A 26678-nucleotide genomic window follows, 5' to 3' on the forward strand; every position below is an offset into this window, starting at 1 on the left:
GTGCGCTGGGGTGATGAGCGCAGAACAGCAGGCGGCTTGCCGCCTGGGTGATAGGAAATCGTAAAAGGTTGGTACCAAGTGGGATCTCTACACGAATCAGGTAGTAAAGCATCTTCTCAGGGCAAGCAGAAACGCGTGCCATCGAATGAGCAACTGACTCCCCAAGATGGGACGTGGCAAAAAAAGGTGCACACCTTCGCCCAGTGGTTGCTAGAAATAATCAAGGCGCATGACACCAACTCATGGACGGCGGGTAAGGCAACGGGCTACGAGGCTGGCCACGCGGAAGGCAAGAAGCTAGGCCATGAGGAAGGTCGCGATGAAGGCCATCAGGAGGGACGTAAGCTAGGGTATGGACAGGGCCTCGCTGAAGGTCATGAGGATGGCTTCGCCGATGGCAGTGAAGCCGGACATAAATTGGGTTATGAGCAGGGCTATGAAGCTGGGAAGCTTGTACTGGAGCTGAAGCCAGGCATTCGACCTACGGATGTTGCGCCAGGTGTGGACACCAACCTGTTTGAGCACTTCGACTTCCCCATGTCGGCAGAGCTTGAGCAACGTATCCGCGCTGACATCAGAGAAAAGCTGCCAGCCCACCAACAGCCCACTGACCCTCAGTGGGAAATGATTCTGTCCAAAACCCCATCCACCTGCGTTGTTGCCGGCGCTGGTAGTGGTAAATCCACCACGATGGTCTTGCGGCTCCTTGTTCTGAAGCACTACCTGAAAGTGCCAGAGTCAAAAATCACCGTCGTGACGTTCACGCGTGACTCTCGATTCGACTTCATCTCCAAGGTGATCAAGGTGTTCACCAAGTGGGAAATTCCAATGGACGAAGAGAAGGGGAAATCCTTCGTTCGGACGTTCCACTCTCGCATTCTTGATTTCTTTAGGTGGTCGCCGCAGCTTCAGGGCGCCAAAGCATTTGAGTTCCTAAGCGAAGATGCTACCGACAAAGACGAAGAACCGGAGAACGTCCTGGACATCCGGCTCAACGTGCGGCAGCTGGATTTGATGGATCGGTGCTATCAGAACCTCTTCGAGACTGACAAACGGTTCCGAGAGCTGATCCTGGCCTTATTCGAACATGGTATCAGCGTAGGGGATCACTTAAATCCTGATGATCCAGAGAACGCCAAACGCATCTTTGCCATTAAGGCTTGCTCGGATCGGGATAAGGAAGCTTGCCAGACCGTGGAGGCGCTATGGCGGAAGGCCGGTCACTGGCCTCTACCAGGGATCACTGCAGAGCTTGAGCCGGTCACCCTATGCGGTAAGACATTCCATGCCCATGGTTATGCTGAAGACTTGAAAGCTTATGTAGTGCTCGGGCTTGACGCAAATGAGCCAACCACCATCAAAATCAAAGATGGGAGAAAGCAGGTCAGCCTTTCTCAAGCACTGCACATGCGTAGAATTTTCTTCCAGCTCTTCTTCTCGAAGAGAATCCTCTACTTCACCAGTTATGCTGACGCGTTACACTCGCTTGAGACCTTGCGAGGTAAAGTTTCAGGGGTGCCGAAGTTTAACTATCAGGTCGGAGGCGATATCAAGCCAGCACCGATCATGGCAGCGTTTCACAGTTGTGCCTCTTTCTTGGAGAACCTTGGGCTGGATGTGCCTTCAGCCACCAAGGGCATGAACTTCAAGAAAGGTGCTATAGAGGCAAAATTCTTCGAGGCACTTGGTGTTTTCTGGCCAGCATTTGAGGAGTTTCTCGCTGATCAGAGCACGCCAATATTCACCTTCAATAAGATGTTCGCGATGTTTAACGAGCATGCCGAGGAGAACTTCAAGGATATTCCGAGTGCCATATTGGAGGCCCAGATGGTCACTCTGGTGGACGAATTCCAGGATTGTGGTGCGAACACTATCAGTTGGTTGCGTGGCGTTCTAGGGGAGCTTCGGAAGCGTGGAATGAAATTTTATTCCCCGGAAGGCTTGGTTTTCCCATCTCTGATGGCAGTTGGAGATGATTGGCAGAGTATCTATGGGTGGAGAGGAAGCTCGCCAAAGTTCTTCCAGAATTTCAAGCAATACTTCCCATCGCCTAGAACGCTCGATATCAAGCTGCAGCAGAATTTCAGATCTCAGCAGATGGTCATTGATGCAGCTGAAAGCATCGTGACTCACACTCGAGGCATCCCTGGTAAGCACGGTGAAGCGGCGCATCCTGACGTGAAGGATTTGCATTATCCAGTCCAGCTCTGGGACACGGATGATGAGAAACTGGTCGAATTGGTTGAGCAGCATTACGAGCAGGGCCACGAGATCATGGTGCTGTCTCGATCAAGAAGCACGCTGAAGGAAGCGGATGAACTGGTTCGTCATCTGAAGTATCGAGCCAGGATGGATGAGCGTTCCGGGGACATTCGGCTCATGACCTACCATGGTTCTAAGGGCCTGGAGGCCGATGCCGTGTTCATGCTGGGAGACTGTGAGCAGCTAACGTCTTCGGATTGGCGTAACCAAGCGTATGCCTTGGCCAAGCTCGAGATGAATGGAGAAGCCAGGGCCTACGACTACGCACAAGGAGAGGAGGTGATGAGACTTGCGTATGTGGCTATCACCAGGGCAAAGCTCCATTGCTACTGGTTCTTGGACGAGTCGAAGGGCGGTGTAAAGAGCTTCCCGAGGGCGTCGGAGAAAATTGGCAAGGGCCAAGCCTACTTTAGCGATTTTCGGAAATAACTGAGTGTTGCCCCAGCTGCCGCCCTTTTTGTTACACACGTATGGCGAATAAGCGGGAGCTGGAGCAATCAAATGGCCTTCAAATGGTTTACGATGTAGACCTGTTTCCCATCACTTTTTTGAGGTTTACTTATGTCCCGTTTGGTTGAATTCCGTCAGCTCGAGCAGCAACTCGCTGCCCAGCTCGCTGAACTTGAAGCCCTAAAGGGTAGCTCCGAGCTGCAAAAAGAGATTGAGTTTGAGACCAAACTGCGCAATCTGCTCGCCGAATATGGCTGCAGCCTTCGGGATGTTGTTAACATCCTAGATCCGCAGGCTAGCCGTCGTACCGCTGCTCCAGTAGCAGCCGAAAAATCACCTCGTCGCGCACGCCAGGTGAAGCAGTACAAGAATCCACACAACGGTGAAATCATCGAAACCAAAGGTGGCAATCACAAGCTGCTGAAAGAGTGGAAGTCTCAATACGGCGCCGACGTGGTCGAGAGCTGGGTATCGTAATTCATCCAAACAACAGGGCTATACGCGTCATCCGACGCGCATAGCTTTCTTGCTTACACCTACTTACTCGGTGTTATCTGGAGTGCGGTAGATCTGCGTCCAGTATCGCTCAGGCTTGCTGGTAGGTGGCGCCTTTTCGTTATCCCGAATGGTGCAATAACGACCATAACGAGTGGACACAGTTTTGGTGTAAGGATTGAGCGAGACTTCCTGGAAACTCCCGCCATCTCGCCCGACCAAATGGCCGGGTGCTACATGAAGTGCCATGACTCCTCCGAAATAAGTCCATCTATACGGTGATGGCTTGTAGCCATCAGTCATAGGCTTGCACAAAAATATTGCACTGCCTAGATTGCTGTTTTCGCCTTCCCTGGCAAATGTATTTCGAATTGATTCGTGAGGTTTTACTGGCGCGCCGACAGCGCCTTGGCATTCAGGTAGTGCTCTCTTCCAGTGTTTTCTGAAGAGCATCGATAGAGGCGATCCAGTGCCGGCGTTGCTCGTAGGGCGTAAAATCTAACCGCTCAGCAAAAGCCGAAGCGTTCTCGTTGGCACACTCGATGGCCAGGTGGCGATAGCCAAGCAGTGGTGCCAGCTCGACAAGGCGCTCGACCAACGCACGGCCATGCCCAGCACGCCGCTGCATGAATCCGATGCGAGCGATGACAAGGCAGTCTCGGGGGCATATGGCATCAGGCTTTGCGAACAGTCGGAAGTAGAGGTCGAATTGCTTACTCAGCGCCGAGACGGTTCCGAACGTTCTCCAAACCCGCTGTTGCACGTACCTGGGCTGGTAACTGAAGCGCTCCAGGATGAACTGCCGGATATGGGGAATCAGCTGCTCGCAGCTAACTGCGGCGAAGGCTTTCCATTCTTCATCAATGGCATCGACAGCGGGAAGGGTGGGCGTTGTCATGATCCGCTCCGTGGAAGGAAGCCCAGAGTGTAGGCGGGAAGTCATGACATCAAAGCCGCTGCACCACCCACGACCTGCACATAGGGTCGGAGGTTGCCCCCAGGCGGTTACGGACTATCACTTGGAGCGCCAAGTGGGCCCACTCCCAGCGCTCATTGCCAGGAGCTGACATTCCCAGGGGCGGGGCGTCAATTGAGACACGGGAGGTGTCTCTCTCCCGTGCTTACAGAAAGGCCTAACAGTAAACAATCAAAACCATAGTGTGAACCAAGCGAATCAGTTCAATTGCTAGGGTTAACCACAAGTCCATGGTACTCATGATTTCTTCCTCATGTGATTCGCTCAGGCGCCGTTGTCAAACCATCGGGCAGGCCTACTCACTCCTCGATCTGGATCTATGCTACGGTGCGAATGTCGACATCGAACCGTTACCAGTGAAGCGTATGATCGTGCTGAGCTGTGACGATCCGGTAGACCAGCTGAGGCGGGGTGCAACCCTCCTCAGCTTCTTCCCTTAATCTCTTAGGGCACGTGTATTCTCCTTTCTCCAGGCCGCAAGGAACCCTCACCGGCATCCCAGAAGAAGGTGGCGGCTAGAAGGGTCTGTAACGATTCGCCGTATAATATCCGTCTGATTTTGCACGTCAACTGTGCGATGACAAACCAGCCTTGTCGATAAAGCAGCTCTTGTTAGTTGTGTTTTTAAACTTATTAGTTTGTTTGTAAAATCTCTGCAGGCCGCGTGGATCAAGGCTTGTGGGGTTTTTCGCGAGGCCCTGGCTGATGCGGTTTTGGGTGTTTTCTGTTTTTTCTTGCTCTTTGTTTTTTGGTCTTTAGGAATTATATGGTCGTCTTGAAAGGCGTGTGGAAACTATTACACTAACAGTGCTTGGTTTTTTTCGGGGATAAGCTTTAAATATAATGAAAATTTGGCGTTTGAAAGAAGAGAGTTAAATTCGTTTTTGATGGGGAAAATGCCCTGCAAGCCGCGCCACGCTTGGGGTTGAGCTATTTTTGGAGGCTCTGGATCGCTTGGTGTCATAGGTGAGCACGTTGTTGACTCGAATGGTGGTTCGCTGCGAGAATCGCCATCAAACCAGAAAAATCTGGTTTTGCCACCCCTAGGATTAGTCCGTCTTCTCTCTGCGAAAAGTCTTACACTTTCGCCGTCAAGCCCTCACAGCGAAAAAAAAATCGCTTTCGTGAAAAATCCGCGTCAAAGCAGCCTGGCTGCGGCCAAAAACGCGAGCTGGCCTGGTCTGCCAGAGCATTCTGAGGGCCGCTAACGTTGCTGCTAGCCCGTCTTTTGCGGTTGAGCCTTAGTCATGGATACCGACAAGCGGTGGAGAAACCGTTCTGTGAGGGGCCTAGGTAGCGCTCCTTCAGCGAAACACCAAGCCTTCCCAACTGGACATTCCCAGCGCTCGCAGCAGTCAAGCTGATCGCAGTCATTGAAATCGGTGATGCGCCATCCTTGAGTGTCGGCCACAAAATGGCCGGCAAACACCTCGTACCATCACTGGGCCACGGCCTTTCTTGTTTGGCTTCGGCCAAATCTCGCCTCTCGCAGAGCCTCTGATACCTCCCGTGCCGTGAGCGAGATCACACCCTGCTCGATCATCCCCTTCATCCTAAGGCCGTGGTGTACCTGGTGAGGTCGTTTTGCAGAGGGGTACAAATGTTCTCCATCCCCGAAACATGCCATTCCACCTCCGCCAGATCGTCCGAGTCTGTTTCCACGACACGCTGCGGATGGCTGTCATGAGGAGGGGAAGCTTGGCCGCACTCCCTGCAAACTGCGCTTGCGGTAGTATCTGCGCGGGTCGACACTCTTCAATCTTCATGGACTCCCCCAAGACAGAGGCTTGTCCAGGTATTCGGGGCGCCAATCAACAGACAGGGATTTCTTCGCCTGGTGGGTGAATGAGTGCTCTATGACTTCGAGCGGGTCGATCCGTCGAAAGCGCTTCCGCGCCTGGCTGAGACGGATGCTGAGGACTTCAAACTGTGTGCCAATCCAGCGGGAAGGAAAGGAGCGCGCCCGGGCATGAGCCGGGTCAATTAGTCAGCATCCTTTGCATAGACCTTGCTCCAATCTCGCCTCCAAAGCTCAGCACAGGCACTTGGCGCACCACCGAAACACCGATTGGACACTCGATGAATCCCAGCTTCGGTTTGATACCTAATGCCAGCCCCTTGTTCGTCGACCAGCACTCCTTTGGCGCCAATCAACAAAGCATGACCGGCCAAGACGTCGTGAGCAGAAACGGGATAGAGCGATACACCGCACACCCCATCTCCGGCTGCCACCCTCGCTAGCCTGTAGGCAATGGAAGGCATTGGATAGAAATCGCCAGGTGCACAGAGATCACCATTAGTCTTCGGTTTACTAGCGGCAGCGGAGCTGACCATCACAAGCTTTGATTCAGATAGCTGATGTTTGGATAGGTCTATCTTTACTGGCAATCCATTTCTCAGCAAATGACCCAGGCCGTGTGCCCATGCAACGCAGTCAGAGCCATCAGGTGTAACTGGTGCATAGACAACACCTAACACGGGCTCGTTGGCCCTCAGTAGTCCTACCGACACTGCAGAGCCCATGACACCTCTCAGGAAGTCGCTGGTGCCATCGTTAGGGTCTACCACCCAGCACAACGTATTGCCTGAGAGTTGATGCCCTGTTTCCTCGCCCCACCAGTCACAGGGGAGGATCTCCATGAGCTCAGCGCGGAGCTGCACTTCAATAATTTTATCCACTACAGCTTTGTCGCCAGAGCCCCTTGGCCCTCCTTGGCGGAAAAACTCTTGCGAGAGCAGTGCTCCGGCTTGCTCTACTGCAGCAATCACCTTCGAAAGGATCAACTGAAACTTAGTCGCCGTCATGATAGCTCCAGTTGGCATCAGCATTTGCGATAGAGCGGAGAGATGAACTTTCGGTACTCTTCACGACTTTTAAGAACTTGATCGCGTATTTCGTTTGGGTCAATGGAAATTCGCCCGCCAGGGTGGACGGTGAGGGTCTTTAGCTGATTAACGGCGCGGATAAACTCCCGCTCCTTTTCTATTTCATACTCAGACCTGTTATCAGGGAAGATCCAATCCCAAAGCCAATCGATGAAATTCATTAGGCTCTACCTAAAAATGAAGGAAAGCATAAATGGCAAACATGATGCTGGCCGGTGTTGAGTGGGGCAGTGAGTAGCCACCAGGTTGAAGCTTATGGATGTTTGCTGCGTCTCACTTTGAAAAATGTTGGAGAGCAGTTTCCGCAGTCGATAGGTGCAATTTCTTGGGTCTGAAATTCATCAGTGCGACATTGCCCAATTATGGCGTCAACGTATTTTTTTATCGTGCTAGGCGAAAGCTTACTTTGAGAACTCGGTTGTTCGGTGGTGGGGGCTCTGGACGATGTAGCCCACTGATGCCCAGTGGCAGTATCTTCAGTTTTCATCAATGCTTGCTCAGATGGTTTAAGGCCTAGAAACCCAAAAGAGTATCGATAAGTAGTCAGGTGTTTTAGTGACATTGTCTGGAGTTTTTCGATCAACTCACTGGTATTGAATTTCATGAGGCATTCTTTTTCTCTCAACTCAGAGTCGATGGATTTTTGGAACTGATCCGTTAAGGAGTTGAGTGAGGGTGGGCACTCATGCGTGATTGCTAAACTTTCCCTAATTTCACGAAGGCATGAATAGCCTAAGCACCGGCTTATTAAGTTCTGCGCTGCGGTAATGCTAATTGACTTGGATTCAGGCCAGTCGGTCTTTACTAATTCAGCCAAGAGAAAAACCCCCTTACCAGGCTCGATGTCTCGCGGATAGATCGGAACTTTCATCGCAGGTCTCCTGTTATTTCGGTAATCCGAAAGCAGTTGTATGGCGCGCCAGCCTTAGCCCGTTCAGAATTCGTATAGAATACGATGCAGATCTGTGCTGGTTATCTGGAGTAATGGATTGCTGACGTCCCCGAGTAGAGTGGCGCTGGATATGCACGTGAACTCCGGGTGGATGCTTGGTGATCACTTCGGTAGCAGAATTCCCACAAGCTTTATTGTGTGCTTGGGAGAGACTTACTTTGTCTTGGTGAAATATATAAATTATTTATCGAAGACATTTTTAATAAACTGAAGGTTGGCGTCGTTCTCGTGTTTCGTAAGAATACGAATTGCGCCCACCGAGAGAGGAGAGCAGTGAAGAGCGTATTCCTTAGCTATGGCCAATCTTGACTTGTGGTCAGTCGGTTGGCTCAGATGCTGTCTCTTTGGCTTTTTTGCATTCGTGCGTTTCATGGCCGGGCTCCAAGGTGGGAGCACCATTAAAATGGCTTTTTGTCGAAAGCGTCAAGTGCTTTGAGGAACTTCACGGGAGGCTATAAATATAAGAGTACGCTTAGAGTGTACTCTTATAATTTATGTGAGGCTGATTGATTGGCCGGGCATGCTTGTAGGGTATTGCCGCACACTGGGTACTTCTATCCTGCTGTCAATTTATCATTAAATAACGCCGCTCCTACCTCGCTTCTCCGAACAGTCGTGGGCTGCGTACAAATGTGTCATCGAGTGAGGAAGTGAAGGGGTTTGACGGTATTAGCTGATCGGTTTCCTGAAGGGGGGCGCTAATCGATTGGCGGGAGGTAGTACGTTGAGTACAGGGGAGTGGGGGGAGTCAAGGCAGCGGTGGCCAGGAGATTTCAGCTATCGGAGGTTACGTGATAAGGTGCAACGCATAAGGTGCAACGAGTTGCGTATTATGGGGCCGTAGGATATCGGAATGGAGTCTTCTGGGAGGGCCCGAATTCATTGGGGTTGACAATGGCGACGGGTGACGTCATCATTTTTTGGTAGGTAAGGGTAAGGGGTAGTACCTTAGATAAGGGTTCGAATCTCTACGCTTCCGCCACATTCAAAGCCCTGATTATTCAGGGCTTTTTGCGTTTTTGGGCATAGTCATCCCCGCCGAATTTCCCCATCAGGCACCCTGCCCGAACGTCGCATTCAAAAACCACAACTCCAGCACCGCAACCAGCACGCAGAAGGCCACGAAGCCACGCGTGAACACCCGGCGTGGCTTGTCGAAACTTGGCCAGTTGAGCAGTGCATCACAGAGGTTGCCGATGGCTTCGAAAATGCTGCCAATCGCGCTTAGTAAACTATCGAGTGCGTCGTGCACGTGTCGGATCTTCCTGGTGCCTGAGGGTGTGTGACATCCTGCTCGATCCTTAGGTTACCACCCTCAAGTCCAAACGCTCGCCCAGCCCCTGTATTCACTGCAACGTCGGTGATCTGAAGGGCGAGGCCATGTCAGCCAGCGTCAGTTCGATATGCGCGATCAACCCGGCGAGGTGATCTGCCTTTTCCAGTTGGCCGTCTGCCTTCAGCCGCACCAGTTCCTGGCGCAGGTTCAGCAGATGTTTTTGCAGGGAGAGGGCGGAGGTGTGGTACTGATCCATGTCGATCTCATATGAAGGGCCTCCTTGCCGTTGTTAGTGCCAACGAAGGTATCAGCTCATTCCGCGTGCCAATACTGATCATTCATACACGCTTCCTGAATTGGCGATAACTCGGCTACAGAACATTCAGATTGGTCCTACGAATAGATCAGGGCTTGATTTTTGGGTGTTCTCCAATGGTCGCGCCAGAAACCTTGGCATGGTTGGGCTTAAGCCCTACACGCAGTGTCGATAACGATCCTGGCGCCGTAGGACGTCTTCGAATGGGCCGAAACGATATGTTGCAATTGCCTTGCGCGGGAAGTTGCTGGCCCCGGCGCTCCCGATTTGGCGGTTTCTGCTAGCATCGACGCTTTTCACCGCCAGGGAGAGGCATGTGAAGTACGTCGTGATAGAGCACCACCGTAGCGAATACCCCACCCCCATCACCTTCGCCGGCGGCACATTGCTGGACATCGGTCAGCGCTACGAGGGCGAGGAGCCTTGGCAGGACTGGTACCTGTGCAGTTGCAGCGGGCAGGCGCCGGGCTGGGTACCGGCGCAGGTGATCGAGCGGATCGGCGTCGACCGGGGCAGGGCGGTGGAGGCTTATTGCGCCCATGAACTGGACATCGACCCGGGCCAGCAGGTCGAAGGCCTGCGGCCACTGAACGGCTGGCTGTGGTGCCGCAACTTGCGCAACGGTGAACTGGGCTGGCTACCGCAGGAGAAACTGCGCTTGCTGGGCTCCTGAATGGTCATCTGATCTGCTTTTTTTCCACGAACCTGAATCTGTAACCGTATCAGCGCCGAGCCGACAATACCTGCCAGGCCCGGCGCTTGCGAACCGGCAAACGCCGGGCCGGTTGCGCTGCTCTGCACCCGCATCGGCCGGCCCCGCTGTTCCGTCATCACACTGTAGAGGTTCCGATGGGCAAGCTTGCTCTGTTCCTGGGTGGTTTTCTGCTGCTGACTATCATGATCGGTTTGCTGGGTACCATTCCGCCAGGTTGAAAACCCGCGCTTCATCCCTCAGCCCGTCTGGCATCAAGGCGGGCTCGATTTTCTCCCTCCGGCTCTTGGCCATTTGCCGCAGTCGTCTAGACAGGCGGTAGCTGCAAGTCATTCTCAAGTGCAAGGTGCTCGTGTACTCTCCCGCCCCCGTAAAAAGGGCCCGGGAACACGGGCCGATCACTTGCCTTGGAGACAATACGCACTATGGAATGCAAGAAAGACACTGCAGCGATGCTGGAGTGGCGCAGTCGCTATCTCGCAGAGGGCATCCTGCATGAGGAGGACTACGATCAGGCGCTGCGCAGTGCCGAAGCGTTGGAGCATTCTGGAGTGATCAGTGCAAGTGAATGGATCGAAATGGTCAGGTTGGCCAATACGGCGTTGCTCAAGCTCAGATAAATCCTGCAAGCGTTGCTGAAACTGTCCACAAAAAACGTGGGTAGGTCTGTGGATAAAGTTCTCTGGGCCTTGTGGTCCGTGGCCTCTGTCAAATTGAGCAGAAAGTGAACAGCGTTTTCACCCTCTGTTTTTGTGCTCACGGACGCGCGGCGCGCAGGGCCTGCAGCAGCTCGCGTACCCGCGCCGGCACGTCGCCTGTCGGGTACAGCGCATGCATCTGCGGGTCCTGTCCGCTGCTGGAGGTCAGGTGGTAATCGGCGCAGACCCGCACCAGGCGCCCGGCACGCACCTCGGGTTCGGCCAGCCAGTCGGCCAGCCGGGCGATGCCGGCGCCGGCCAGGGTGCTTTGCAGCACCGCGACACCTGAACCCAGGCGCAACCGTGGTTGTGGCCGCAGGCTGGTGATATGCCCCTCGCGGCAGAAGTGCCAGGCCTTGAGGATGCGTGGCGCGGTGTGCAGGATCAGCGCGCGCCGCTCCAGATCCTCCAGCCCCTGGGGTGTGCCTTCGCGAGCCAGATACTGCGGGCTGGCATACAGGTGTCGGCGGTAGCTCCACAGCGGGTAGCCGATCAGCTCGCTTGACTGGGGGAATGCGCCCCGGATGACGAAGTCGAGCTTGCCCAGCAGCGGGTCGAGCGCCTGGTCGCTGAACTGCACATCGAGGGTCACCTGTGGATGACGCCTGGAGAACTCGGCCAGTACCTGCGGCAGTACCTGCTGGGCCAGCACCTCGGGTGCGGCCAGGCGGATCCAGCCCTGCGCGCTGCCCGCCAGCGCGGCCAGTTCGTCGGCGGCATCGCGTTGCACATCCAGCAAGCGCTCGGCGTGGGGCAGCAGGCGTTCGCCGGCTTCGGTGAGGGTCACGGTGCTGGCGCTGCGGTTGAACAACTTGGCACCGCTGTTATCTTCCAGCGCCTGCACCGCGCGGGTAACGGCGCTGGGGGAGCGGCCCAGGGCGCGGGCTGCACTGACGAAGCTGCGCTTGTGCGCAACGCTGACGAATGCTTGGATCTCACGCAGCATGTCCAGGGCCATGGGCTTTTCCTCGTTGCAGTTTTCGCAACGTGGCATTTCAACACAAGCGCGGCGCTTTGATTAGTCTGGCGGCCTGCTTATTGCCGCCTGGACTGCCGACATGATGGATATCGCCCTGCTTTCGCTGTTTGCCTTCGCCGCTGGCCTGATCGACGCCGCCGTGGGTGGCGGCGGGCTGATCCAGATCCCGGCCCTGTTCAACGTGTTGCCCACTGCACAGCCGGCCGCGCTGCTGGGTACCAACAAACTGGCGTCGGTCTGTGGCACCAGCTTTGCCGCGCGTTCGTTCATCCGCAAGGTGCAGCTGGACTGGGGGCTGATCGTGCCGGCGGCGCTGAGCGCCTTCGTCATGTCGTTCTGCGGCGCGGCCACGGTGTCGCTGGTGCCGGCCAGCGTGATGCGGCCGATGGTGCTGGCGATGATCGTGCTGATGGCCGTCTACACCTTCTGCAAGAAGGACTTCGGTACCTTGCACAAGCCCACCGTCATCGGCCGCAAGGAGCAATGCCTGGCGGTATTGATCGGTGGCGCCATCGGTTTCTACGACGGCCTGTTCGGGCCGGGTACCGGCAGTTTCCTGATCTTCCTGTTCATTCGCTTCTTCGCCCTCGACTTCCTGCATGCCTCGGCCTCGGCGAAGCTGGTGAACATTGCCACCAACCTGGCGGCACTGGTGTTCTTCATCCCTTCGGGCAATGTGCTGTGGGCGATTGCCCTGCCGATGGCGCTGTTCAACATCCTCGGCGCGCTGACGGGCACCTGGCTGGCGGTGCGCAAGGGGGCGGGGTTCGTGCGCGGGTTGTTCCTGATCCTGCTCTGTGTGCTGATTGCCAAGCTGAGCTGGGACCTGTTCAGCGGCTGAGTCAGCCCACTATCTGGCGCTGGGCCTCGGCCAGCTCGATACGGTTGCGGCCGTGGGCCTTGGCGCGGTACAGCGCCTGATCGGCGCTGGCCAGCAGCACGTCGAGGCTGGGCGCGGCAACGTCACTGCTGCAACCGGCGATGCCGATACTGACCGTGATCTGCAGGCGCTGCCCGGCCGGAGCCAACTGCAGGTCCTGGACGGCACGGCGCAGGCGTTCGGCAGTGAACCTGGCCAACTCCGGCGCCAGCCCCGGGACGACAATGGCGAACTCCTCGCCACCCAGGCGGGCGAACAGCTCGCCGTCATGCAACTGGTCCTGCAGGGTGTCGGCGAACTGGCGCAGTACCAGGTCACCCACTGCGTGGCCGTGGCGGTCATTGATGGTCTTGAAATGGTCGATGTCGAGCATCATCAGGGTCAACGGCAGGGCCGGAGCCTGCTGCTGTCGGCTGTCGAGCAGGCCGTTGGCGCGGCGGGTGAAGGCGCTGCGGGTGAGGGTGCCGGTGAGGTGGTCGATGGTGGCCTGGTGCGCCATGCGTGCCATCAGGCTGCGGTTGGCATTGCTCACGCAGGCCACCACCAGCGGGCCGAGCACCAGCATGGCGATGCCCAGGCGTGCCGACATCAAGGTAGTCACGCCCGGCTCGCTCTGCGGCACGCTGAAGTGCATGAGGTTCTGCGCCACGGCAACGATCAAGGTGCTGCCGGCAGTGAGGGTCAGCAACGAAACGAGAAAAGGTGAGTAGCTCAAGGCGCACCACAGCAGGGCGGCGATCGGGAAGGCAATCGCCCCTGGCCCGCCGAAGAAGATGCTCAATGCCAGCGAGGCCAGCAATACCAGCAGCGGGGCCAGGGAGATCGGCTGGCTGCCGCTGCGGGTGAAGGCACGGGGCGAGGGGGCAGTGAGCAGTACCGGCAGGACCAGCACGCTGGTGGAGAACTGCTCGCTGAACCAGGCCAGCCAGGTGGCGCGCAATGACTGCTCGAACCACGGCGCGGCCATGACGCAGGCCAGGCTGGCGGCCACCATGCCACCGACGGCGCAGGCGCCGAACAGGCACAGGGTGCCGTGGGGTGTGCGCAGGCGCCTGTGCACCCGTGGCAAGCGGGCCATCAGGTACCAGATGCTGAGGATGGCGCCAAGGTTGCACAGGTTGAACCACAGGGCCGGTTGCCAGGCGGAGCCGGTGACCAGGTCGGCAGCGACCATCCCCAGGTAGATCAGGCCGAAGCCGAGCACTGTGGCCTGGCGCGGGTTGCGCAGCAAGACCCCGGCCAGCACGGCGTTGACCGGCCAGAACAGCGACAGGGATTCGATCGGCCTGGCCAGGATCCCCGTAAGTGTCAGGGCGAGCGTCAAGCCGAACAGGATGGCCAATGGCAGCAGGCGCGACGGAGCTGGAGACACCATAAGCTCGACCGACAAGCGAGGACGGAATCCAGGAAAACGGCCGTAGGCACCTGGGGCAAATTCGCGTCAGTTTGTTTCAAGTCGCCAATTGATGTCAATTCGCCGGGAATTTCCTGAATACTCCGTCAGATTACAAGCCAAAAACCCACGGCACCATCAGCACGGTCACCAGCATCACCAGCAAGGTGAACGGCACCCCGACCTTGACGAAATCGGCGAAGCGATACTGCCCGGGGCCCAGCACTAGGGTGTTGACGGGCGACGACACCGGGGTCATGAATGCAGCCGATGCCGCGAGCGCGACCGTCATGGCGAACGGGTAGGGCGACATGCCCAGCTGTTGCGCGGTGCTGATGGCCACCGGCGCCATTAATACAGCCGTGGCGGTGTTGGAGATGAACAGGCCGATGACTGCGGTGACGGCGAACAGGCAGGCGAGGATCGCGCTTGGCCCGGCATCGCCGAGAAGGCTCACCAGGGCGCCCACCGCCAAATCGATGCCGCCGGTCTTTTGCAGCGCCAGGGCGAACGGCAGCATGCCGACGATCAGCACCAGGCTTTGCCAGTGGATGGCGCGATAGGCGCTGTTCATGTCGATGCAGCGCCCCGCGCCCATCAGCAGGCAGCCGATCAGCGCGGCGAGCACGTTGGGCACCAGGCCACTGACCATCAACCCGACCATCACCGCCAGACTCAGCAAGGCATAAGGCGCCCGGGCGCTTGCGGGGGCCACCTGGTCGATCTCGGCCGGCAGGCTCAGCACCAGGAAGTCGCGGGGCTTGGCCTGCAGCTGGCGCACCGCTTTCCACGGGCCGACTACCAGCAAGGTGTCGCCCAGGCGCAGCTTTTCTTCAACCAACTGCTCCTCGATGGCCAGCTGGTCGCGCCGCAGCCCCACCACGTTGAGGTCGTAGCGGGTGCGGAACGCAAGTTCGAGGATGCTCTTGCCGATCAGTTGCGAGCCTGGCGGCAGCGACACTTCCGCCATCCCCAGCTCCTGGGACTGGTCGATGAAATAGGCCGCCTTGAAGTGCAGCGGCTCCAGTTGCATGGTCTGGCACAGGCTGCGCAGGTCGTCGCGGTTGGCGAACAGGTCGAGCAGCAGGATATCGCCCTGCTGCAGCACGGTGCCCGAGTCGGCGGCGATCACCCGGGTGGTGAACTTGTGCTGGCGTTCGATGCCGACCACGTTGGCGCCATGCCGGGTGCGCAGTTCCAGTTCGCCCAGGGTATGGCCGATCAGTGGCGAGTGCGGGCGGATACGCAGGCGGCGTTCGCGACCGTTGAGTTTGTAGTCCAGCACCAGGTCGAGCAGGGTGCGGCGGGTTTCCACCCGGCCATCCTTGCGCACTTCGCCATTGAGCCAGTGGCGGGTCAGCAGCATGTAGCCGATGCCCAGTACCAGCACCACCAGGCCGAACGGGGTGAAGCTGAAAAAGCTGAAACCGCTTTGGCCGTGGCGCATCAGCTCGCTGTGCACGACCACGTTGGGTGGCGTGGCCACCAGGCTGAGCATGCCGCTGATCAGCCCGGCGAAGCTCAGCGGCATCATCAGCCGGCTGGGGGAGAGCTTCAGGCGCGCGGCAATGCTCAGCACCACCGGGATGAAAATCGCCACAACCCCGGTGGAACTCATCACCGAGCCCAGGCCGGCCACCGCCACCATCAGCAGCACCAGCAGGCGCGCCTCGCTGTTGCCGGCGCGCTCGCTCATCCATTCGCCGATGCGGTAGGCGATGCCGGTGCGTACCAGGCCTTCGCCGATCACGAAAAGTGCAGCGATCAGTACCACGTTGGGGTCACTGAAACCGGCCAGGGCCTGGTCCACGGTAAGGATGCCGGTGAGCGGCAGGATGAGGATCACCAGCAACGCAACCACGTCCATGCGTGGGCGGTTGATGATGAAAAGCACGACGACGATGGCCAGCAGGCCGAGGACCCAGAGCAGCTCTTGGTTCATGGGGAGGGGGTGTTCCTTCACACGAGGGCGCGAAAAGCGATGGTCCTAGTGTGGCAGCTTGACGCGAATGCGTCGTTGACGTGCTGCAATGTTTTGCCGGGCGAAACGATCGCGGGCGGTGCGGCCATGTAACAAGCCTGCACCGCCCGCGAGGGTGTCAGTGTCGATCAGTGACGGTGCTTGTGCTTGCGGTTGCTGTCACCCATGTGGTTGCCGATGGCGCCACCGGCTGCGCCGCCAAGGCCTGCGCCGATGGTCGAACCGTTGGAGCCGCCGAGCTTGCCGCCGATCAGCGAGCCGCCTGCCGAACCCAGGCCGCCACCAATGGCCGCCTCGGTGCGGTTGCCCTTGCGTGCGCCGACGGCGCTGCCGGCCGCGCCACCCAGGCCTGCGCCGATGGCGGCGCCGGTGCTGCCACCGATCTGTTTACCGACCACGTTACCCAAGGCGCCGCCCAGGCCGCCGCCGATGGCCGCGGTACCGTCACCGGCGAAAGCACCCTGGCAGAGCAGCAGGCCGAGGGCGAGGGAAGGCAGAGTCAGACGCATGTTGTGAACCTCAGAGGAGTCATCAGGGTGGGGGCCGCCTTGCGGGCGGCGAATCAAGGTTGGGAAGACGCTTCAGCGCTGGTAGCGGTCACGGTACTGGCGATCGTCGTCGTCATCGCGATCATGGCGGTGGTGATGGCGGTGGCCGCGATCACCGTCGCGCCAGCCATCATCATCGTCGTGGTAGTGGTGGCTGTAGCAGCCGCCAAGCAACAGCACGGCGGTGATCAGCGAAAGGCTTGCGAGGCGAGTCTTCAAGATATAGGTCCTTGATCGGTAAAGGTTTACCGGGTACTCGCTGAGACCTTGGTCGATCGATTTGGTTTCTTTACCCCGCAAAATATTGGTGCCCTGGCGATAGGCGGCATCCAGGGCAGGGCGGGAGGACGAAACGTCGTGCCCATGGCCGGCACTGAATCAGGTCGGGACAGACGCCGAACCCTGGTTTGCCGTGCTAGAGTCGCGTTCTTTTTTGTCCCGAGGATGGAACATGCGAGCGATTCTGCCGATGACTGTGGCGCTGCTGCTGGTGGGCTGTGCGTCGTCGACCATGGAGACAGCGCGTACCGGCGCGCCGACCGCACGCCTGGACTCGCACAAGACCCCGGATGTGGTCGCCCAGTGCATCCAGTTCAGCTGGCAGGAAGAGAAGACCTTTGGCGTGGATGCCAGCGGCTACCTTGAAGCGCGCAAGGCGGGCGGTTTCACCGTGTATACCCGCGAGGCGGAATCGTTCGTCGATGTCTACGCCCAGGCCGGCGGCACGCGGGTGGACTACTACGCCCAGCACAACGACGGCATGGCCCTGCAGCGCCGGGCGGCAGCGGCGACCTGCCTGTAAGGCTGCGCTCAGCGCAGCCGCGCCTCCAGCCCGGCAATATGCGCCTGCAAACGTTCATGCTCCTCGCGCTCGGCACCGATGTCCTCGAACACGCTGATCAGGTGCTCCGGCTGGCCATCGGCATGCCGCTGCAGCGAAGTGCGCGCGCGCACCCAGATAAAGCGGCCATCCTTGTGCCGCACGCGTTTTTCCACTTCATAGCGCTCGATTTCGCCGGCCAGCATGCGCCCTAGCAGCACGAGGTTGTCCGGCAGGTCGTCGGGGTGGGTCAACTGCTGGAAGGTCATGGCATACAGCTCGCCCTCGCTGTAGCCCAGCAATTCGCAGAGGCTGCCATTGACCCGTCGCCAGGTGCCATCCGGGTCGATATAGGCCAATGCCCCCCACGCCAGTTCGAAGATCGCGCGAAAGCGTTCCTCGCTCTGGCGCAGGTGTTCCTCGGCGACCTTGCGCTCGGTGTTGTCCATGCTGATGCCGACCATCTTCACCGGGCGCCCGACGCTGTCTTGCAGCACCGTCGCGCGCGAGGCGATCCAGCGCTGGCTGCCATCGGGGCGGGTGATGCGAAAATCACACTCGCAGCCAGTGCCTTGCGCGACCGCCTGGGCGTACATGCTCTGCATGTGGCGTGCGTCTTCGGCATGGATATGTGCCCAGAAATCCTCGTTGCGGCGTACCGGCCAGCCATACACCGCCTCGACGTTGGGCGAGTAGGTGACCTCGTCGCTGACCAGGTTCCACTCCCAGGTGACGATGCGCGCGCCTTCCTGGGCCAGCTTCATGCGCATTTCGCTCTCCATGATCTCGGCGGTGTAGCGCCGGCGCACATCGGTCATCGGCAGCTCGACCACCTCGGCCTGCTGCACGCTGTGCAGGGCTTCCTCGCCGTAACGCAGCCAGATCCAGTTGACCTTGAGAAAGTCCGCCAGCTTGCGCAGGTTGTCGTAGTCGATCTCGCCGCCGCGTGTCCATTTGTGCACCGCCGTGCGCGATATCCCCAGGGCCGTGCCAACCGCTTGCAGGGTCAGCTTGTGGTGTTCGAGCAGTTCCTTGAGGCGAAAGGCGAAGCTGTTTTCCGTCATGGGTGCTGGATCCTTGGGCGGGGCCGAAGGCCGCAGTATACCTGAGCTGTCAACCTCAGGTTGACGGGTGTTGCCGCGGCGGCGCAGGGGCGGTTAACGTGGCAGCTGACTCCATCAGGACAGGGATGTACTACCGCATGAGCCGATCACTGGAACTCAATCGCGCCAGTTGGGATGAGCGCGCGCCGCTGCACGCGGCCTCGAAGGATTATGAAGTCGAGACATTCGTCCGCGACCCCGGGCACCTGTCCGAGGTTGTGCGTTTCGACCTGCCGAGGCTGGGCGAGCTTCGCGGTTTGCGCGCGGTGCACCTGCAATGCCATATCGGTACCGATACCCTGTCGCTGGCTCGGCTGGGTGCCCAGGCCTGGGGCCTGGATTTCTCGGCGGCGTCGCTGGCGCAGGCGCGCAGTTTGGCCGGGCGCTGTGGCGCGAGCATCGAGTATGTGCAGGCGGACGTTTATCGTGCCGAGCAGGTGCTGCCGGCAGGTAGCTTCGATCTGGTCTACACCGGCATCGGCGCCTTGTGCTGGTTGCCTGATATCGAGCGCTGGGCGCGCACGGTGGCGGCCTTGCTCAAGCCGGGCGGACGCCTGTTCCTGCGCGATGGCCATCCGATGCTGATGGCCGTCAACGAGGACCATCAGGACCGGCTGCAACTGGACTACCCGTATTTCGAGCGTGAAGCGCCCACGGTGTGGCACAGCGACCAGACCTACGTGGACACCGACCAGGCGCTGGCCCAGACCGAGACCCACGAGTGGAACCACGGGCTGGGCGAGGTGATCAGCGCACTGCTGGGCAATGGCCTGCGGCTGACCGCCCTTGAGGAGCACCAGAGCATCCCCTGGGAGGCGTTGCCGGGGCAGATGGAAAGGGGCGCCGACGGTGAGTGGCGCCTGATCGAAGCCCCCTGGCGCCTGCCGCTGAGCTACACGCTGCAGGCGCTCAAGGGCTGAGCCTCAGGACAGGTAACCGCCATCGACATTGAGTGCGGTGCCGGTGGTGTAGCTGGACGCGCTGCTTGCCAGGTACAGCACGGCGCCGGCCATTTCGCTCGGGTCGGCCACGCGCTTGAGCGGGATGTGTTGCAGGGCGGCGTTGAGGATGCTGTCGTTCTTTACCAGTGCCGAGGCGAACTTGGTGTCGGTGAGGCCCGGCAGCAGGGCGTTGCAGCGGATACCGAAAGGTGCGCACTCCTTGGCGAACACCTTGGTCATGTTGATCACCGCCGCCTTGGTCACCGAGTAGATACCCTGGAACAGGCCGGGCGACACGCCGTTGATCGAGGCCACGTTGATGATGCTGCCGCCGCCGTGCTCGCGCATCAGCTTGCCGGCCTCTACCGACATGAAGAAGTAACCGCGGATGTTCACGTCGACGGTCTTCTGGAAGGCGCCCAGATCGGTGTCCAGCACATTGCAGAACTGTGGGTTGGTGGCGGCGTTGTTGACCAGGATATCGAGGCGGCCGAACTGTTCGCGGATCCCGGCGAACACCTGTTGGATCTGCTCCATCTCGCCAATGTGGCAGGCCACCGCGGTGGCCTTGCCGCCAGCGGCAATGATCGCCTCAGCCACCTGCTGGCAGCCGTCGAGCTTGCGGCTGGAGACGATCACATGGGCGCCCTGTTGGGCCAGCAGGTGGGCGATGGCTTCACCGATGCCGCGGCTGGCGCCGGAGACGAAGGCGATCTTGCCATCGAGGTCGAACAGCTGGGTCTTGGACATGCTTGTATTCCTTGTTGTCTGTCGCTGCCGGGTTTACAGGCGGGATTTGTCGATCAGTTGCAGGCTCATGTGCTCCAGCAGGCGGTTCATGTGGATGAACTGGGCGAAGCGTTTGTCCTGGGTCTGGCCGTGGAAGAAGCGGTAGTAGATCTGCTGCACGATGCCGGCCAGGCGGAACAGGCCATAGCAGTAATAGAAGTCGAAGTTGTCGAGCGTGATACCTGCGCGCTCGGCGTAGTAGTCGACGAACTGTTGGCGGGTCAGCATGCCCGGTGCGTTGCTGGGCTGGCGGCGCATCAGTTGCACCGGTGCCGGGTCGCTGGCCTCGATCCAGTAGGCCAGGCTGTTGCCCAGGTCCATCAGTGGGTCGCCAATGGTGGCCATCTCCCAGTCCAGCACGCCGATGATGCGCATGGGGTTGTTGCTGTCGAGGATGACGTTGTCGAAGCGGTAATCGTTGTGCACGATGCCTGGGCGCGGGTGGTCGGCCGGCATTTTTTCGCGCAGCCAGGCAATGACTTGCTCCCAGCGCGGCGCATCGGGCGTCAGGGCTTTTTCATAGCGGCTGGCCCAGCCTTCGATCTGGCGTTGTACATAGCCTTCCGGCTTGCCCAGGTCGGCTAGCCCGCAGGCGTTGTAGTCCACTTGGTGCAGTTCGACCAAACGGTCGATGAAGCTCTTGCACAGGGCTTCGGTGCGGGCAGAGTCAAGGTTCAGTTCGGTCGGGATATCCGAGCGCAGGATGATGCCGTTGACCCGCTCCATCACATAGAACTCACCGCCGATCAGCGATTCGTCGGTGCAGTGCACATAGGCTTTGGGGCAGTAAGGGAAGCCTTCGTTGAGCCGGTTGAGGATGCGGAACTCGCGGCCCATGTCATGGGCCGATTTGGCCTTGTGCCCGAACGGCGGGCGGCGCAGCACGAACTCCCGCTGCGGGTAGGTCAGCAGGTAGGTGAGGTTGGAGGCGCCACCAGGGAACTGGCTGATGGTCGGCAGGCCTTCAAGGCCGGGAATGTGATCCTTCAGAAAGGGATCGATGACGGCGGCATCGAGTTCTTCGCCGGGGCGGACCTGGGTGGACTGATCGGTGATCGTCATGCGACTTCCTTATGATCAATAGCAAGGACTATTGGCTAATCTAATTTCCCATGGTTGTTGGTACAAGCGTGCCAGACGCTTATTGGTCGGGGTGTTGCCGGGCGATCAATGGCCCTGATGCTGGGCAGGCAAAAAAAAACCGAAGCGCAAGGCGCTTCGGTTTTTTCATTCGCAGTTCGCGCTGCCGATCAGGCCGGGAACAGCTCGCTGAGCTTCATCGACAGCATCATGTCGCCTTCGACGCGCAGCTTGCCGCCCATGAAGGCCTGCATGCCATCGGTGTCACCGCTGACGATGCCCTTGAGGGTCTCGCTGTCCAGCACCAGGGTGCAGTTGGCGTCGGCGTTTTCGCCTTCCTGGATCTCGCAGGTGCCATCCTTGACGAGCAGCGCGTAGTGCTTGTCTTCGTCGGTGATGTTGAAGCCGAACACCAGGTCCAGGCCTTCAGCAGCGGCGGGGTTGAATTTCGCTTTCATTGCCTCGACGGCTTTTGCTACATCGCTCATGGTGTTTTCCTTATTAAGTGATATTCAAGTCCGCAGGGACAAAACAGGCCGGGTTCATCGGTAGGTGATGAGCTCCGGCGCCCTCAGCAGCTGCACGTGGGCTTGGCTGTTGAAGGAGGCCAGTGCCACGTCACGGCCACGGAACTTCAGGTGGCTGAGCGACGTGTTGATGATTTGCCAGTTCAGGGCGAACGCCTGAGCCGGTGTGATTGCGCAAGTCAGGTGGAGCAGGGCGGCAATGGTGCCACCCGAGGTGAACAGGGCGATGTTTTCACCGTTGGCAGCGCTGTCGAGCAACCGCTGCAGCCCGTCACCCACCCGGCCAGTGAAGGCCTGCCAGGTTTCCAGGTTGTCGTCGTGGGCATGCTCGCCCGCGTGCCAGCGCTCTACCATCAAGGCGAACAGGCGCTGGAACTCACTGCGGTTCTGCGCACCGTTGCGCAGTACGTGCAGCGCTTCGGGCTCATCGGCCAGCAGGCCAGGGAGCAGGGCGCGGATCACCCCGTCGGCATCGAATTCGTTGAAGGCCGGGTCGGTCTCGATGGCAGGGACCAGGCTGCCGTTGGCGTGCAAGGCTTGCAGTGCCAGGCGAGCGGTATCCTGTTGGCGGCGCAGGCTGCCGGCGACGCAACGATCCAGGCGCAGCCCGAGTTGGCCGAGGTGCTTGCCCAGCGCCAGGCTCTGACGCTCGCCTACGGCCGAGAGGACGTCGTAGTCGGCGGCACCGAAAGAGGCTTGGCCATGTCGGATCAGGTAGAGGTTGCCCACGAAGTTGTCCGGCCCGGTTGGAGGTTGCAGCGAGGTTAGGATGCCCTGCCAAGGCTGTCAACGAAAAAACATACAAGCGTTTGAAAAGGTCGTTTGAACTGTGTTGCCGGCGTTGTCGACGGCTGGCAGCAGCCCAGGCAGCCCGGTATGCTGCAAGCATTTCGTGCCTGTCTGGCGCTGGTCTATCAAGGAGTCAACGTGGAGTTTCTTGCCGAATACGCAAGCTTTCTCGCCAAAACCGCAACGCTGGTGATCGCCATCCTGATGGTGTTGTCGGCCATCGCCGGTCTGCGCGGCAAGGGGCGGCGCAAGCCGGGTGGGCAATTGCAGGTCACCCGCCTCAACGAATTCTATAAAGAGCTACGTGAGCGCCTGGAGTCGGGCCTGCTCGACAAAGGCGAACTCAAGGCGCTGCGCAAGCAACAGGCGAAGGACGAGAAGCAACAGAAGAAGAAAAAGCCCGAGCAGAAACGCCGGGTATTCGTTCTCGACTTTGATGGCGACATCAAGGCCTCGGCCACCGAAAGCCTGCGCAACGAGATTACCGCGCTGCTGACCTTGGCCACACCAAGTGACGAAGTGGTGCTACGCCTGGAAAGCGGCGGCGGCCTGGTGCACAGCTACGGCCTGGCAGCTTCGCAGCTGGCGCGCATTCGTGAAGCCGGCATTCCCTTGACCATCTGCATCGACAAGGTCGCCGCCAGCGGCGGCTACATGATGGCCTGCATCGGCGAGAAGATCGTCAGCGCACCCTTCGCCGTGCTCGGTTCGATCGGCGTGGTGGCGCAATTGCCCAATATCAACCGCTTGCTGAAGAAGCACGATATTGATTTCGAGGTGCTCACGGCTGGTGAATACAAGCGCACCCTGACGGTGTTCGGTGAGAACACCGAAAAGGGCCGGGAGAAGTTCCAGGAAGACCTCGACATCACCCATCAGCTGTTCAAGGATTTCGTTGCCCGCTACCGTCCGCAATTGCACATCGATGAGGTGGCGACCGGCGAAGTCTGGCTGGGCATTGCCGCTCTCAACCGCCGACTGGTCGATGAGCTTGGCACCAGTGACGAGTACCTGAGCCGCAGCGCCCGCGAGGCCAATGTATTCCACTTGCGTTTTGCCGAGCGCAAGAGCCTGCAGGAGCGTATTGGCGTGGCTGCCAGTGGCGCGATGGAGAACACGCTGGTAGGGCTGTGGAGCAAACTTGGGCGCCTTCGCTAACACCTTGAACACCTTGAAGATTTTTTTCTTGAAGGGGGTTGCAAGGTCAATCGATTGCCGACATAATGGCCTCCATCGAAACGCAGCTGAACTTGAAAAAGCCCAGCGGTTTCAAGGAGATAGCGAAAGCTGACTCCGACTTTGAGGCCGAGTAGCAAAGTGGTTATGCTCCGGATTGCAAATCCGTCTACGCCGGTTCGATTCCGACCTCGGCCTCCATATTCGAAAGCCCCGCAGATTAACGTCTGCGGGGTTTTTCTTTGTGGGTCGAAAAAGCCGATCATTTCCGCATAATTAGGCATCATTTCCGCATCAGCGCATTACTTGGTGGGGCTGACGGCGTCGACACGGCGGTAAACCCGCTCGCTGATTCCTTCTTTCGAGTGCCCTAAGTCATTCGCCCAGCCCCGTACAGGGCTTTTGATCTGGCGCTCACCCCTCACCGCGATGCTTCCAGGCGTGGTGCCTGCCCAGGTCACTGGCATGAAATGCCCGGGTGAGATGCGCCTTCTTCAGCTCCTCAACCCAGGCAATGGCCTCGGCGCGTTCTCGGGCGCGGATCGCATCAACAGCCTCCGCCCAGTGCTCCAGCGCCTCGGCAAACCTCCGCTTCTCATTCTCGGGCATCTCGGCACCCTTCGCGTGAGTGATTGGAAGGGGTAAGGGTAGACCAAATGGGAGTGATGCTTGGGGCGGTTGTCGGCAAGCGACGAACGAAAAGCCCGGCGCTGGGCCGGGCTTGGGTTGCATGCCATGTCAAAGGGTAGATGCCTGCATCGTTGCGCGGAGCAGAGCTAGATCCTTGGTCGGTATGACATAGGTTCTGGAGAGCATGTCGCCGACTCGTTGGCATCGTGCGGACTGCGCATAGATGAAGATCGTTATGATCCCTAGCGGAGCCTCGATGTGTCTGGTGAATCCTCGAATCAGGGCTTGTACAAGCGTAGGTGGGTCGCCTGCTCCGTTGATGACGGTCAACCCAAATACAAGCTTCCCCGGTGTCCTGCCTTTAAGAAGCCATTCCCATAGCGGATACAGGAATAGGTAGACAAAGACCAGTTCAAGCCCTGCGAACAACAGACGTTCTTGCTGGGTGAGCCACAGGCCGAGAAGAACAATTGTTCCGTAGTCGATGATGTACGCCCCTATGCGTTTCATCAGAAGGGACGTCCTTGAGACTTCCATCAGGTGCTCCGTGTTGTGGTAGATAGCGAATGAGCGGGGCCCAGGAGTTAACCGGCTTGGGGTTACTTGAAATTGCGCTCGTAGATCCGTTCGTAGCAACGGCGCGCTACAGTCGCGAAGTACACTGGTAAAAATGAGTGACGCAGGACCTGGCTTGGGCGTTCGTCATGAGTGAGGCATTTCGAGCATGCACGTGTTGAGGTGGGTCTTGCTGTATCGGCAGCGGCTGGCTGACGTTTATCCTTGAGTCGCGAGATTCTTGTGCTGTGGCGCTGCAAAGGTAGATTGCCCTCATCAACAAGAAGGGTGCCCGGAAATTGGAAACGGCCCAGGAATCGTGCCTTGCGGTAATTGCAGTCGCGCCGTTTCAGTTTTGTTTTGGAACTGAATACCTTGGCCTACCAAATAGGGAATGTGGCAATGGGCAAAAGATTGGGAAAGTTTAGAGCCTGGTTCACGCCCCGTCGGCGGCTCTGGACGGGAATAGGCACGTACGCACTAGTGATTGTGGTACCGATGCTCAGCCCGGGAACCAGCTTGAGTTTCCTGGTGGGGCCGGCGTGTATCATCTTTCTCAGTAGCTTCATGTACAGACCTGCCAGCAAGCGTTCCGGGTAATCTACGATAGGCTGGATTCTGGCAAGTCTGTGGTGCCCTGGCCCGAAGTGCGCCCCCGGTTGTGATAGATTCCCGCCATTAACAAGGAGGTGATACATGGCAACCAGAGGCAAGGATCATCAGATCGACAATATCGAATTCAATGTCAGCGATATTGACCGCAGCAAAGCGTTCTACGGTACGGTTTTCAACTGGCAGTTCGTGGACTACGGCCCGACCTATACCGAGTTTACGGATGGGCGATTGACCGGCGGTTTCACCACGGGTGAGCCCGTCAGGCCTGGTGGCCCGCTGGTGATCCTGTATGCGGATGATCTGGCCGAGACGCAACATCGGCTTGAGGCTGCAGGGGCAAAGATCAGCAGGGCTGTGTTCGCATTTCCGGGCGGCAAGAGGTTCCACTTCATCGATCCGGATGGTTACGAACTCGCGGTCTGGACTTCTGTGGATTGAAGCGACCAGGCGAAACAGCGAATAAAAGAAAACCCGCCATCTAGGCGGGTTAAACAGAACGTATCGAAGCAAGGCCAGTCTGCCGTCACAGATGTCAGAATTTTGTGAAGGCCCTGCAGGTCAGGTTTCAATAATCGTTACTGAATTTTTCATCAATCATGCGTCTTTCTATTGCGTAGCGCTTCGGGTCTATTGCGTCGGCGCGGCTCTTTTCTTCGATGGCGAGGCCATGCAATGCTGCGCCGATGGCCACGACTCTACTTTCGTCCTGTTCTGCGGTAGTCGTCGGAAGTGGCCAAGCGCATCAACATGGCTGGGCTCAGGCAAAAAAAGCCCGCCGGGGCTGGCGGGCTGGAACGTGCTTGAAGGGAGAGCCTTGAGGTTGCGCCTGGTCGGTTAAGTCAGGGTTAA

At 58.6% G+C, this 26678-nt stretch carries 28 protein-coding genes and 1 tRNA gene; 10 read left to right on the forward strand and 19 right to left on the reverse strand.

Features of this window, described 5'->3' with window-relative positions:
• The first annotated feature begins 135 nt into the window (after positions 1-135).
• Positions 136-2691 (forward strand): UvrD-helicase domain-containing protein, encoded by a 2556-nt coding sequence (locus ACQ4N9_RS00315; RefSeq protein WP_430931918.1) that lies wholly within the window; start codon positions 136-138, stop codon positions 2689-2691.
• Between the two features lie 132 nt (positions 2692-2823).
• Entirely contained in the window at positions 2824-3189 is a 366-nt protein-coding gene (locus ACQ4N9_RS00320) for a histone-like nucleoid-structuring protein, MvaT/MvaU family (RefSeq protein ID WP_430931920.1), read from the forward strand.
• Between the two features lie 433 nt (positions 3190-3622).
• On the opposite strand, the gene ACQ4N9_RS00325 is transcribed toward ACQ4N9_RS00320, so the two are convergent.
• From ACQ4N9_RS00325 to ACQ4N9_RS00350, 6 genes are all read right to left on the reverse strand, one after another.
• Complete coding sequence (locus ACQ4N9_RS00325; RefSeq protein ID WP_430931922.1) at positions 3623-4105, reverse strand: GNAT family N-acetyltransferase; 483 nt, start codon at positions 4103-4105, stop codon at positions 3623-3625.
• Positions 4106-6166: 2061 nt separating this feature from the next.
• Positions 6167-6988 carry an inositol monophosphatase family protein gene (locus ACQ4N9_RS00330; protein WP_430931924.1) on the reverse strand — a complete coding sequence of 274 codons (822 nt, stop codon included), beginning with the start codon at positions 6986-6988 and terminating at the stop codon, positions 6167-6169.
• A gap of 17 nt (positions 6989-7005) precedes the next feature.
• Positions 7006-7230, reverse strand: coding sequence for a hypothetical protein (locus ACQ4N9_RS00335; RefSeq protein ID WP_430931926.1), 225 nt, complete (start codon positions 7228-7230; stop codon positions 7006-7008).
• A gap of 92 nt (positions 7231-7322) precedes the next feature.
• Entirely contained in the window at positions 7323-7940 is a 618-nt protein-coding gene (locus tag ACQ4N9_RS00340) for a hypothetical protein (protein WP_430931928.1), read from the reverse strand.
• A gap of 1132 nt (positions 7941-9072) precedes the next feature.
• Positions 9073-9273: a hypothetical protein gene (locus ACQ4N9_RS00345; RefSeq protein ID WP_390967569.1), complete on the reverse strand. Its 201-nt coding sequence runs from the start codon at positions 9271-9273 to the stop codon at positions 9073-9075.
• A gap of 94 nt (positions 9274-9367) precedes the next feature.
• Positions 9368-9553 carry a hypothetical protein gene (locus ACQ4N9_RS00350; protein ID WP_110995562.1) on the reverse strand — a complete coding sequence of 62 codons (186 nt, stop codon included), beginning with the start codon at positions 9551-9553 and terminating at the stop codon, positions 9368-9370.
• A gap of 376 nt (positions 9554-9929) precedes the next feature.
• Between ACQ4N9_RS00350 and ACQ4N9_RS00355 the strand changes: the two genes are divergently transcribed.
• Positions 9930-10286, forward strand: a complete 357-nt coding sequence (locus ACQ4N9_RS00355) for an SH3 domain-containing protein (protein ID WP_390967570.1) — start codon at positions 9930-9932, stop codon at positions 10284-10286.
• 464 nt (positions 10287-10750) lie between these two features.
• Positions 10751-10945, forward strand: a complete 195-nt coding sequence (locus ACQ4N9_RS00360) for a hypothetical protein (protein ID WP_125464640.1) — start codon at positions 10751-10753, stop codon at positions 10943-10945.
• 136 nt (positions 10946-11081) lie between these two features.
• On the opposite strand, the gene ACQ4N9_RS00365 is transcribed toward ACQ4N9_RS00360, so the two are convergent.
• A complete protein-coding gene (locus ACQ4N9_RS00365; RefSeq protein WP_390967571.1) occupies positions 11082-11981 on the reverse strand; it encodes a LysR family transcriptional regulator in 900 nt (299 codons plus the stop codon).
• A gap of 100 nt (positions 11982-12081) precedes the next feature.
• On the opposite strand from ACQ4N9_RS00365, the gene ACQ4N9_RS00370 reads away from it, so the two are divergent.
• The gene (locus ACQ4N9_RS00370; protein WP_125464638.1) at positions 12082-12843 is read left to right on the forward strand and encodes a sulfite exporter TauE/SafE family protein; all 762 of its coding nucleotides are present in this window, start codon (positions 12082-12084) and stop codon (positions 12841-12843) included.
• A 1-nt stretch (position 12844) separates the two neighbouring features.
• Here the strand turns inward: ACQ4N9_RS00370 and ACQ4N9_RS00375 are convergent, their stop codons facing one another.
• The 4 genes from ACQ4N9_RS00375 to ACQ4N9_RS00390 form a co-directional block, all read right to left on the reverse strand.
• Complete coding sequence (locus tag ACQ4N9_RS00375; protein ID WP_390967572.1) at positions 12845-14272, reverse strand: GGDEF domain-containing protein; 1428 nt, start codon at positions 14270-14272, stop codon at positions 12845-12847.
• A gap of 115 nt (positions 14273-14387) precedes the next feature.
• A complete protein-coding gene (locus ACQ4N9_RS00380; protein WP_390967573.1) occupies positions 14388-16217 on the reverse strand; it encodes an SLC13 family permease in 1830 nt (609 codons plus the stop codon).
• Positions 16218-16384: 167 nt separating this feature from the next.
• A complete protein-coding gene (locus ACQ4N9_RS00385; protein ID WP_110995555.1) occupies positions 16385-16765 on the reverse strand; it encodes a glycine zipper domain-containing protein in 381 nt (126 codons plus the stop codon).
• Between the two features lie 72 nt (positions 16766-16837).
• Complete coding sequence (locus ACQ4N9_RS00390) at positions 16838-17023, reverse strand: hypothetical protein (protein WP_110995554.1); 186 nt, start codon at positions 17021-17023, stop codon at positions 16838-16840.
• 232 nt (positions 17024-17255) lie between these two features.
• On the opposite strand from ACQ4N9_RS00390, the gene ACQ4N9_RS00395 reads away from it, so the two are divergent.
• Positions 17256-17606, forward strand: a complete 351-nt coding sequence (locus tag ACQ4N9_RS00395; protein ID WP_110995553.1) for a hypothetical protein — start codon at positions 17256-17258, stop codon at positions 17604-17606.
• A gap of 8 nt (positions 17607-17614) precedes the next feature.
• On the opposite strand, the gene ACQ4N9_RS00400 is transcribed toward ACQ4N9_RS00395, so the two are convergent.
• Positions 17615-18688 (reverse strand): PAS domain-containing protein, encoded by a 1074-nt coding sequence (locus ACQ4N9_RS00400; protein WP_390967574.1) that lies wholly within the window; start codon positions 18686-18688, stop codon positions 17615-17617.
• A gap of 137 nt (positions 18689-18825) precedes the next feature.
• Between ACQ4N9_RS00400 and ACQ4N9_RS00405 the strand changes: the two genes are divergently transcribed.
• Complete coding sequence (locus tag ACQ4N9_RS00405) at positions 18826-19647, forward strand: class I SAM-dependent methyltransferase (RefSeq protein ID WP_390967575.1); 822 nt, start codon at positions 18826-18828, stop codon at positions 19645-19647.
• 3 nt (positions 19648-19650) lie between these two features.
• Here the strand turns inward: ACQ4N9_RS00405 and ACQ4N9_RS00410 are convergent, their stop codons facing one another.
• The 4 genes from ACQ4N9_RS00410 to ACQ4N9_RS00425 form a co-directional block, all read right to left on the reverse strand.
• Positions 19651-20418: an SDR family oxidoreductase gene (locus tag ACQ4N9_RS00410; RefSeq protein ID WP_125859149.1), complete on the reverse strand. Its 768-nt coding sequence runs from the start codon at positions 20416-20418 to the stop codon at positions 19651-19653.
• A gap of 33 nt (positions 20419-20451) precedes the next feature.
• Positions 20452-21519: a phosphotransferase family protein gene (locus ACQ4N9_RS00415; protein ID WP_390967576.1), complete on the reverse strand. Its 1068-nt coding sequence runs from the start codon at positions 21517-21519 to the stop codon at positions 20452-20454.
• 188 nt (positions 21520-21707) lie between these two features.
• The gene (locus ACQ4N9_RS00420; protein ID WP_390967577.1) at positions 21708-22025 is read right to left on the reverse strand and encodes an SCP2 sterol-binding domain-containing protein; all 318 of its coding nucleotides are present in this window, start codon (positions 22023-22025) and stop codon (positions 21708-21710) included.
• Between the two features lie 54 nt (positions 22026-22079).
• The gene (locus ACQ4N9_RS00425; protein ID WP_390967578.1) at positions 22080-22793 is read right to left on the reverse strand and encodes a histidine phosphatase family protein; all 714 of its coding nucleotides are present in this window, start codon (positions 22791-22793) and stop codon (positions 22080-22082) included.
• Between the two features lie 198 nt (positions 22794-22991).
• Here ACQ4N9_RS00425 and sohB point away from each other — a divergent pair, with 198 nt between their 5' ends.
• Both sohB and ACQ4N9_RS00435 read left to right on the forward strand, forming a co-directional pair.
• A complete protein-coding gene (sohB, locus tag ACQ4N9_RS00430) occupies positions 22992-24011 on the forward strand; it encodes a protease SohB (protein WP_390967626.1) in 1020 nt (339 codons plus the stop codon).
• A 145-nt stretch (positions 24012-24156) separates the two neighbouring features.
• A tRNA-Cys gene (locus tag ACQ4N9_RS00435) sits at positions 24157-24230 on the forward strand.
• Between the two features lie 213 nt (positions 24231-24443).
• Here the strand turns inward: ACQ4N9_RS00435 and ACQ4N9_RS00440 are convergent.
• Positions 24444-24638 carry a hypothetical protein gene (locus ACQ4N9_RS00440; RefSeq protein WP_125464569.1) on the reverse strand — a complete coding sequence of 65 codons (195 nt, stop codon included), beginning with the start codon at positions 24636-24638 and terminating at the stop codon, positions 24444-24446.
• 129 nt (positions 24639-24767) lie between these two features.
• On the reverse strand, positions 24768-25169 hold the full coding sequence (locus ACQ4N9_RS00445) for an RDD family protein (RefSeq protein ID WP_390967579.1): 402 nt from the start codon (positions 25167-25169) through the stop codon (positions 24768-24770).
• A 741-nt stretch (positions 25170-25910) separates the two neighbouring features.
• Here ACQ4N9_RS00445 and ACQ4N9_RS00450 point away from each other — a divergent pair.
• Entirely contained in the window at positions 25911-26267 is a 357-nt protein-coding gene (locus ACQ4N9_RS00450) for a VOC family protein (RefSeq protein ID WP_390967580.1), read from the forward strand.
• 127 nt (positions 26268-26394) lie between these two features.
• Here ACQ4N9_RS00450 and ACQ4N9_RS00455 read toward each other — a convergent pair whose 3' ends face one another.
• Positions 26395-26520, reverse strand: a complete 126-nt coding sequence (locus ACQ4N9_RS00455; RefSeq protein ID WP_390967581.1) for a hypothetical protein — start codon at positions 26518-26520, stop codon at positions 26395-26397.
• Between the last annotated feature and the right edge of the window lie 158 nt (positions 26521-26678).

It is taken from the genome of Pseudomonas sp. ES1 (assembly GCF_050586605.1).
GTDB classification, from domain to species: domain Bacteria; phylum Pseudomonadota; class Gammaproteobacteria; order Pseudomonadales; family Pseudomonadaceae; genus Aquipseudomonas; species Aquipseudomonas sichuanensis.

Coding starts and splice junctions, on each gene's coding strand:
- ACQ4N9_RS00320 (WP_430931920.1), top strand. CDS start 2,824: ATGTCCCGTTTGGTTGAATTCCGTCAGCTCGAGCAGCAACTCGCTGCC.
- ACQ4N9_RS00325 (WP_430931922.1), bottom strand. CDS start 4,105: ATGACAACGCCCACCCTTCCCGCTGTCGATGCCATTGATGAAGAATGG.
- ACQ4N9_RS00330 (WP_430931924.1), bottom strand. CDS start 6,988: ATGACGGCGACTAAGTTTCAGTTGATCCTTTCGAAGGTGATTGCTGCA.
- ACQ4N9_RS00335 (WP_430931926.1), bottom strand. CDS start 7,230: ATGAATTTCATCGATTGGCTTTGGGATTGGATCTTCCCTGATAACAGG.
- ACQ4N9_RS00340 (WP_430931928.1), bottom strand. CDS start 7,940: ATGAAAGTTCCGATCTATCCGCGAGACATCGAGCCTGGTAAGGGGGTT.
- ACQ4N9_RS00350 (WP_110995562.1), bottom strand. CDS start 9,553: ATGGATCAGTACCACACCTCCGCCCTCTCCCTGCAAAAACATCTGCTG.
- ACQ4N9_RS00360 (WP_125464640.1), top strand. CDS start 10,751: ATGGAATGCAAGAAAGACACTGCAGCGATGCTGGAGTGGCGCAGTCGC.
- ACQ4N9_RS00365 (WP_390967571.1), bottom strand. CDS start 11,981: ATGGCCCTGGACATGCTGCGTGAGATCCAAGCATTCGTCAGCGTTGCG.
- ACQ4N9_RS00370 (WP_125464638.1), top strand. CDS start 12,082: ATGATGGATATCGCCCTGCTTTCGCTGTTTGCCTTCGCCGCTGGCCTG.
- ACQ4N9_RS00380 (WP_390967573.1), bottom strand. CDS start 16,217: ATGAACCAAGAGCTGCTCTGGGTCCTCGGCCTGCTGGCCATCGTCGTC.
- ACQ4N9_RS00385 (WP_110995555.1), bottom strand. CDS start 16,765: ATGCGTCTGACTCTGCCTTCCCTCGCCCTCGGCCTGCTGCTCTGCCAG.
- ACQ4N9_RS00395 (WP_110995553.1), top strand. CDS start 17,256: ATGCGAGCGATTCTGCCGATGACTGTGGCGCTGCTGCTGGTGGGCTGT.
- ACQ4N9_RS00400 (WP_390967574.1), bottom strand. CDS start 18,688: ATGACGGAAAACAGCTTCGCCTTTCGCCTCAAGGAACTGCTCGAACAC.
- ACQ4N9_RS00405 (WP_390967575.1), top strand. CDS start 18,826: ATGAGCCGATCACTGGAACTCAATCGCGCCAGTTGGGATGAGCGCGCG.
- ACQ4N9_RS00410 (WP_125859149.1), bottom strand. CDS start 20,418: ATGTCCAAGACCCAGCTGTTCGACCTCGATGGCAAGATCGCCTTCGTC.
- ACQ4N9_RS00415 (WP_390967576.1), bottom strand. CDS start 21,519: ATGACGATCACCGATCAGTCCACCCAGGTCCGCCCCGGCGAAGAACTC.
- ACQ4N9_RS00420 (WP_390967577.1), bottom strand. CDS start 22,025: ATGAGCGATGTAGCAAAAGCCGTCGAGGCAATGAAAGCGAAATTCAAC.
- ACQ4N9_RS00440 (WP_125464569.1), bottom strand. CDS start 24,638: ATGCCCGAGAATGAGAAGCGGAGGTTTGCCGAGGCGCTGGAGCACTGG.
- ACQ4N9_RS00445 (WP_390967579.1), bottom strand. CDS start 25,169: ATGAAACGCATAGGGGCGTACATCATCGACTACGGAACAATTGTTCTT.
- ACQ4N9_RS00450 (WP_390967580.1), top strand. CDS start 25,911: ATGGCAACCAGAGGCAAGGATCATCAGATCGACAATATCGAATTCAAT.